Raw genomic sequence first — 6,874 nt, forward strand, 5'->3', positions numbered from 1 at the left:
GAGCAGCGTTTGCGGTTACTGACCCGCGCTCACCTCGCCGCCGATTTCCCGCCATCGGCCACCGGCGCATCGCCGCCGGCCGCCGCCGCATCGCGCGTCTCGGGCATCGCCGCCCACACCAGCAGCACAGCCAGCGCACCTGCCGCAGCCAGGCCGAAGAAGCTGACCGCATTGCCGAAATGATCCGCGACGAAGCCCGCAGCCGTCGTGCTCAACGTGGCCCCGATCCCCGCCGCCAGGCCGAACAGTCCGATACACAGGTTGTAGCGGCCCTTGTCGCCGGCGACGTCGGCGGCGATCAGCGGCAGCATCACGCCGAACACCGCGGCGCTCAAACCGTCCAGCATCTGCACCGGCACCAGCAGATAAGGGCTGCTGATTCCGGCGAACAGCAACGCGCGGATCGGCAGCGCCGAAAACCCGAGCAGCAGGATGGGCCGTCGTCCCCAGCGTTCGGCCGAGCGTCCGACCCACGGCGACATCATCGCGACGATCGCCTGCGGCACGATGATGCACGCCGCGATCACGAGCTGAACGTTGTCGCCCATGCCGGCTGTCACTTCGCCCGCCGCCAGGTTCAGCATCGCCGCGTTCGACAAGTGGAACAGCACGATGCACGCCGCGAACAGCAGCATCCGCTTGTCGCGCAGCAACTCGCGCAGGCTTTCGCGCCGTTCGAGCTGCTGCGGCGTCGGCCCGGCTTTCGGCAGTTCGACGGTGTCGGTGCGCTGGATCATCGTCAGCGCGATCAGCGCGGGCACCGCGAGCCCGGCGGTCAGCCAGAACACGGCGCGCGGCGAATAGTACTCACCGAACACACCCATCAGGCCGGCCGCCACCGCGCTGCCGATCGACGCCCAGCGCGCGTTGCGTCCCAGCCGGTCGCCGAGATTCGCGCGCCCCACCAGCGCGAACGAGATCGCGGCGAGCGCCGGCGTCAGCATGCAACTGGCGAAGCCGTGGAAGACCTCGGCGGCGATCACCGGCAGCACGGTCGGACTGACGGCCAGCAGCACCGCGCTCAGGATGATCGCGATGATGGCCCACGCGGCCGCGGCCTTCTTGTTGCGCAACGCGTCGACGGCGGCGCCGCCGGGCACCTGGCTGACCATCGCGCTGATGGTCCCGACCGACAGCGCCAAGCCGATCTCGCCCTGGGTCCACTTATGCGACGCGAGATAGGACGCGATGAACGGCCCGAAGCCTGTCTGCACGTTGGCGACGAAGAAATTCAGCCAATCGAGCGCGCGCAGACTACGCGCCGTGACGAGAGTGCGGCCGATCATCGGGCCGCCCGTGCGCTGGAGACCGCGATGGCCGTCGACGCGCTGCCAGGCGCCGAAGCGGCGGCTGGCGCGGACGCGGGAGCGGGCGGCGGCGCCGGCGACACCGCGCGGATCGGTTTGTCGCTGGCGTAGGGCGGCGTCGCGTTGATCTGCGCGTCGCTCAGTTCGAGCAGCGGATGCAGCTCCTTGTCGCGCGTGACGAAGTGCAGCGCCGACCAGTTCGCGGCGATGGTGCGCCGCTCGGTGCTGACCATGCCGCTGACGTCGAGCACGACCGCCTGCGGCTGCGCATTGCCGTCGATCAGCACGTCGATCACGCGGCCGACCTTGGCGCCGTTCGAACGCTCGACGGTGGCATCGATCAGCGGCAACTGCACGACATTGGATTTGGCCGGCTTGGCCGGCACGGCCCCGGTGTTGAGCGTGATCGGCGCGGCCTTGGCGGTCGGGGTGAAGCGGAACGCGCTCCACGGGAAGTTCACCTTGCGGTCGCCCACGCCGAGGAAGCCTTGCAGATTGACGACCATCTCGCGCGGCTTGCCGAGCGCGTCGGCGATCACGTCGACCGCGCGTCCGACCACTTTGCCGTCGGGCTTCTGCACTTCGCTATCGAGCAGCGCGCGCGCCTCGTTGCGCTCGATCGTGCGCAGCACGATCAGCGGCGGCGGCGGGGGCGGGGGCGGCGGCGGCGCGGGCGTGGCGACGGGCGGCGGAGGCTCGACCTTGTGCGGCTTGACGACCGGCTTCGTCGGTTTCTTCGGCTGCTCGGGTTCGTTCGCTTCGGTCTCGACCGGCTCGGGCGCGGAAGCCGCCACCGGCGCGCTGGCGGGTTCGACGGGCATGACCGTCGCGTCGACGATCGGCGCCTGCTGCGGGCCCCATAACAGGCTGCAGCCGGACAGCGCGAAGAGCGCGAACACAGCCAGAATCAGCACGCGCCAGGCAGGACGCGAAAAGCCGCCAGTCATCAGGAAAAACTCCATGGGCCGGTGCGGACGGGCGCACTGGGCCGCCGCGGTTATCGATCGAGGTACGGGCCAGAGTTTAACCCGCGGCGTCGGCCGGCCCCGGTTTTGCAGGCGATCCGGCTGCGCCTTGCAAGCACGCCTTGTGCCGCGCGGGGGGCAGCGCCACGCGTTTGCCGCGCTTTGCGTCCTGTTTGCCTGCCGTCGCAGATTGTGCGCCGGCCGCGAAACCGTCAGAACCCCTTTCACGTCGTCATGACGAACCGTAGGTGTAAACGCGCGGCGCGCCGATGTGCTTTGCCGTCCCCTGAACGATATAAGCGCCGCGACATGTACGGCATGCCATCCATGCGATTGGAGACATATCTGTGTTGCCCTACATTCGAGGCAACAAAAAGAGATGCACCACACATTAAACCAACCCAACGAGACGAACCCTGACGACGGCCATATCGACGGCCGTTTCAGCATGCTGATAAAGGAGGCACTCATCATGATGGAACCCAACGCCCAGGCGATTTCCGACGTCGCGACCGAATCGTTCGACGCAAAGGGCCTACTCGACCGCTATTTCGACATCTCGGCACGCGGCAGCTCACAGCGTCAGGAAATCGTCGCGGGCATCACCACCTTCCTCGCGATGGTCTACTCCGTGTTCGTCGTGCCGGGCATGTTCGGCAAAGCGGGCTTCGACACCAGCGCGGTATTCGTCGCGGTGTGCCTGACCACCGCGTTTGGCTCGCTGCTGATGGGCGTGTGGGCACGCCTGCCGATCGCCATCGGCTGCGCGATTTCGCTGACCGCCTTCACGGCGTTCGGCCTCGTGCTCGGCAAGGGTCTGCATCCGAACGTCGCGCTCGGCGCGGTGTTCCTGATGGGCGTGGTGTTCACCGCGATCTCGGTGACGGGCGTGCGCTCCTGGATTCTGCGCAATCTGCCGACCGGCATCGCGCACGGCACGGGGATCGGCATCGGGCTGTTTCTGCTGCTGATCGCCGCCAACGACGTGGGGCTGGTCGTGAAGAATCCGGGCGCCGGTCTGCCGGTGTCGCTCGGTCATATCACGGCATTGCCGGCGCTGATGTCGGTGGCGAGTCTCGCGGCGATCCTCGGGCTGGTGCGCCGCCGCGTGCCGGGTTCGATCCTGATCGTGATCGTCGCGATTTCGGCGATCGCGCTCGTGATCGATCCAGCTGTGTCGTTCCACGGCGTGTTCGCGGTGCCGTCGCTCAGCGCGCCGGGCCATGCGTCGCTGATCGGCGCAATGGACATCAAGGGCGCGTTGTCGATGGCGGTGCTGCCCAGCGTGCTCGCACTCGTGATGACCGCCGTGTTCGACGCCACCGGCACGATTCGCGCGGTCGCCGGTCAAGCGGGCCAGCTCGATGAACACGGCCGCATCATCAACGGCGGCCGCGCGCTAACGGCCGATTCGCTCAGCTCGATCTTCTCGGGACTGCTCGGCGGCGCGCCGGCGGCGGCGTATATCGAGTCGACGGTCGGCGTCGCGGCTGGCGCGAAGACCGGGCTGGCGGCGGCGGTGGTCGGGCTGCTGTTTCTCGTGGTGATGTTCCTCTCGCCGCTGGCCGGGCTCGTGCCTTCATATGCGACGGCGCCGGCGCTGATGTACGTGGGGCTGCTGATGCTGTCGAACGTCAGCAAGCTGCATATGGACGACATGGTCGACGCGATGTCGGGACTGATGTGCGCGGTGTTCATCGTGCTGACCGCGAACATCGTGACGGGCATCATGCTCGGCTTCGCGACGCTCGTGATCGGCCGCGTGGTGAGCGGCGAATATCGCAAGCTCAACGTGGGCACGGTCGTGATCGCTGTCGTGCTGGTGGCTTTCTATCTCGGCGGCTGGGCGATCTGATGCGCTGGCGAGGTTGCCCGGGCTGTGTCCGGGGCGGCTGACACTTTGAAGGAATGCGAGAGCGGGGCGACGCGATGGTGGCCGCTTCGCTCGTGCAGGTAGTGCGTGTAGCCGGTTGTTCTCCACCGTTGACGCGGTGCGCCACAGGGCGGGATCTGCGGCGCACCGCGTTTCTTTTTGTGCTTGCCAGCGGGTGTTGCTCGAATCGGTATGCGGCCGGTTGATATCGGTCGTTCAATCCGGCCGAAGCCGCCCGCAGTTCCACTACGTCAGTGTGTTCGCCGTTTTCAAACCAGTGTCCTTGACATCCGTCCGGGTGTTTCTATACTCAACCTCATGGTTAAGTATAACGATGCGGTACTCGATCGCACCTTCGCCGCATTGTCGGACCCGACGCGGCGCGCGTTGCTCGCGCGGCTGTCGGAGCGCGAGCTGTCGGTCAGCGAACTCGCCGAGCCGTTTGCGATGTCGCTGCCCGCCGTGATGAAGCACCTCGACGTGCTATCCGGGGCCGGTCTCATCGCGCGCACCAAAACCGGCCGCACGGTCGCGTGCCGGTTGTGCGCCGGACCGATGGAGGAAGCCATGGAGTGGCTCGGCCGCTATCAGCGCTTCTGGTCCGAATCGTTCGATCGTCTTGCCGCGTTCGTCGAACAGGAGCCCGAACCAGGTCTGCCGAGCCCGGACCCGCCCGCCGGTGACATCCACGCGCCGCGTCCGTCGGAGTCTTCAGAGCGCGGACGGCGCCGCCGCAATGGATGACGCGGATGCATCCGCACGGCGTCGAACTGCTCCGCGGGCAACGGGATGTGCGACGGCGATCGCCGCGGCTTGACCGACAAATTCATCCGCTGGAAGTGGGAGGTAGTCCGGGATCGTTCGAACTGCTTCGGATTCTTTCGAGTGCGCCTGAGCGAGGCTGCACGATTGATCTAGACGTCGCAGAAAAGGAGACGCATATGGACCCGCAACACCGCGTTGGCACGAGACAGGGATGGCTGGACGCGAGCCGCGCGTTACTGGTCGAAGAGAAGGCGCACATGCGCGCAGGCGATGAACTCGCCCGCAAACGCCGCGCGCTGCCATGGGTGAAGGTCGACAAGACCTACTGGTTCGATACGCCGCAGGGCCGCAAGACGCTTGCCGATCTGTTCGACGGCCGCAGCCAGCTGATCGTCTATCACTTCATGATGGGTCCGGATTGGGAAGAGGGCTGTGTCGGCTGCTCGTTCCTGTCGGATCACATGAGCGGGATCGTCACGCATCTGGAGCATCACGACGTGTCGTACGTGACGGTGTCGCACGCGCCGCTCGCGAAGATCGAGGCCTTCAGAAAGCGCATGGGGTGGAGCTTTCCGTGGGTGTCGTCGAGCGGCAGCGATTTCAATTTCGACTACCACGTGTCGTTCACGCCCGAGCAGCTGGCCAGCAAGAATGCCTTCTACAACTTCACCGGACAGGATGTCGGCATCGACGAGCAACACGGCCACAGCGTGTTCTACAAGGACGGCAACGGGGACGTGTTCCACACGTATTCGTGCTATGGACGCGGCGACGAACGGTTCATCAACACCTACGCGCATCTGGACGTCACGCCGAAAGGCCGCAACGAGGCCAGCAATCTGACCGACTGGGTCAGGCATCACGACCGGTATGAGGAGCAGAAGGGCGGTGCTTGCGCCGCGTGCGATTCCTGAGCGAGGCGGGGCGGCTTGACGTTGCCGCAATCCTAAGGGTTGGCGCCGCGTTGCGCGGCGCTTCGTGCGCTGCGCTTCAGAGCGCCATATCGAACGCGGGCTTGAGGAAAAATTCCATCGCCATCACGGCGAGGCCCATCGCGGCCGCGGCCAGCGTCAACACGCCGTACTCGTCGTAGCGTGAGTCGTACAGGCACGCCACGACGAACAGAATCGCCAGCAGGTTGGTCAGCCAATCAAAGTTCAGCGCGAAATCCATCGGTAAATCCGGGCTCATGTGCGATCCGGAAGGTCGGATCGCACGGTCAGGTGAGCGGGATTTTATCGAGATGAGCTTACGGATTCGCAACGGCGGGGCTTACAGCGATTACGGTCCGAAGGGGTCCTGGTTGGGGCATTTGCGTGCATTGCGTGGCTTGGTCTTGTTCGGAACCGGACAAGAACGGAGGCGAAGACCGGACCACACGCCCCGGCTACTGTCAGGCGCAAACGCACGTCGCTGCGCGGCCTGTTCAGGCACGCGTTCAGGATGCAAGACGACAGCGCCAACGCGGTCGCGCAGGTTTTGAACGATGACAGGTCGCTGTTTGATTGAGGCGAAGGCCGCGACCAGGGCTACGGTCGGGGTTGGCGCGCGTCGCGCAATCTGTCGCGTAAGCAGATAGCACGAGCTTTCTTCGAATTGCTTCACACACCATGGGGCGTCAGGGGGAAATAATCTCCTCGTTGGGTCCATGCACGTCACATTCCTAACGGCCGCTATGCGTGTAGATGATCCACTATGAAGATCTACATTACTTCGTTATGCGAATCGAATATCTGTCGATTATTGATGGATATTCGTCTATTTCTGATAGACGGCATGAGATGCGTACTTTGATAATCGGCCGATTGCGCTCATAAAAGGGGTGGCGAGAATGAAAGACGGGAACGGCCAGTCGACGCAGTGGCGCTCCGTGCCGGCGCACGACGTGGCGCGCCATGTCTCGATGCATTCGTTCACCGCGAGCGTATTGCACTCGAAGCAGCGTGGCCGCATCACGGACTGGC

At 65.2% G+C, this 6,874-nt stretch carries 6 protein-coding genes; 3 read left to right on the plus strand and 3 right to left on the minus strand.

Annotated features, from left to right (window positions below; genetic code table 11):
- Positions 1-29 precede the first annotated feature (29 nt).
- Entirely contained in the window at positions 30-1,286 is a 1,257-nt protein-coding gene (locus tag PQR02_RS27750; protein WP_408238918.1) for an MFS transporter, read from the minus strand.
- Positions 1,283-2,254: a PRC-barrel domain containing protein gene (locus PQR02_RS27755; protein WP_408238921.1), complete on the minus strand. Its 972-nt coding sequence runs from the start codon at positions 2,252-2,254 to the stop codon at positions 1,283-1,285. The genes PQR02_RS27750 and PQR02_RS27755 overlap by 4 nt, the downstream gene beginning before the upstream one ends.
- A gap of 490 nt (positions 2,255-2,744) precedes the next feature.
- Between PQR02_RS27755 and PQR02_RS27760 the strand changes: the two genes are divergently transcribed.
- From PQR02_RS27760 to PQR02_RS27770, 3 genes are all read left to right on the plus strand, one after another.
- On the plus strand, positions 2,745-4,127 hold the full coding sequence (locus PQR02_RS27760) for an NCS2 family permease (protein WP_408238924.1): 1,383 nt from the start codon (positions 2,745-2,747) through the stop codon (positions 4,125-4,127).
- A gap of 336 nt (positions 4,128-4,463) precedes the next feature.
- Entirely contained in the window at positions 4,464-4,889 is a 426-nt protein-coding gene (locus tag PQR02_RS27765) for an ArsR/SmtB family transcription factor (protein ID WP_408238927.1), read from the plus strand.
- 197 nt (positions 4,890-5,086) lie between these two features.
- On the plus strand, positions 5,087-5,824 hold the full coding sequence (locus PQR02_RS27770) for a DUF899 domain-containing protein (protein ID WP_408238930.1): 738 nt from the start codon (positions 5,087-5,089) through the stop codon (positions 5,822-5,824).
- A gap of 76 nt (positions 5,825-5,900) precedes the next feature.
- Here PQR02_RS27770 and PQR02_RS27775 read toward each other — a convergent pair whose 3' ends face one another.
- Positions 5,901-6,083 (minus strand): hypothetical protein, encoded by a 183-nt coding sequence (locus PQR02_RS27775; RefSeq protein WP_149672812.1) that lies wholly within the window; start codon positions 6,081-6,083, stop codon positions 5,901-5,903.
- Between the last annotated feature and the right edge of the window lie 791 nt (positions 6,084-6,874).

It is taken from the genome of Paraburkholderia sediminicola, assembly GCF_046026895.1.
Classification (GTDB): domain Bacteria; phylum Pseudomonadota; class Gammaproteobacteria; order Burkholderiales; family Burkholderiaceae; genus Paraburkholderia; species Paraburkholderia sediminicola_C.

Coding starts and splice junctions, on each gene's coding strand:
- PQR02_RS27755 (WP_408238921.1), bottom strand. CDS start 2,254: ATGACTGGCGGCTTTTCGCGTCCTGCCTGGCGCGTGCTGATTCTGGCT.
- PQR02_RS27775 (WP_149672812.1), bottom strand. CDS start 6,083: ATGGATTTCGCGCTGAACTTTGATTGGCTGACCAACCTGCTGGCGATT.
- PQR02_RS27765 (WP_408238927.1), top strand. CDS start 4,464: ATGGTTAAGTATAACGATGCGGTACTCGATCGCACCTTCGCCGCATTG.
- PQR02_RS27760 (WP_408238924.1), top strand. CDS start 2,745: ATGATGGAACCCAACGCCCAGGCGATTTCCGACGTCGCGACCGAATCG.
- PQR02_RS27770 (WP_408238930.1), top strand. CDS start 5,087: ATGGACCCGCAACACCGCGTTGGCACGAGACAGGGATGGCTGGACGCG.
- PQR02_RS27750 (WP_408238918.1), bottom strand. CDS start 1,286: ATGATCGGCCGCACTCTCGTCACGGCGCGTAGTCTGCGCGCGCTCGAT.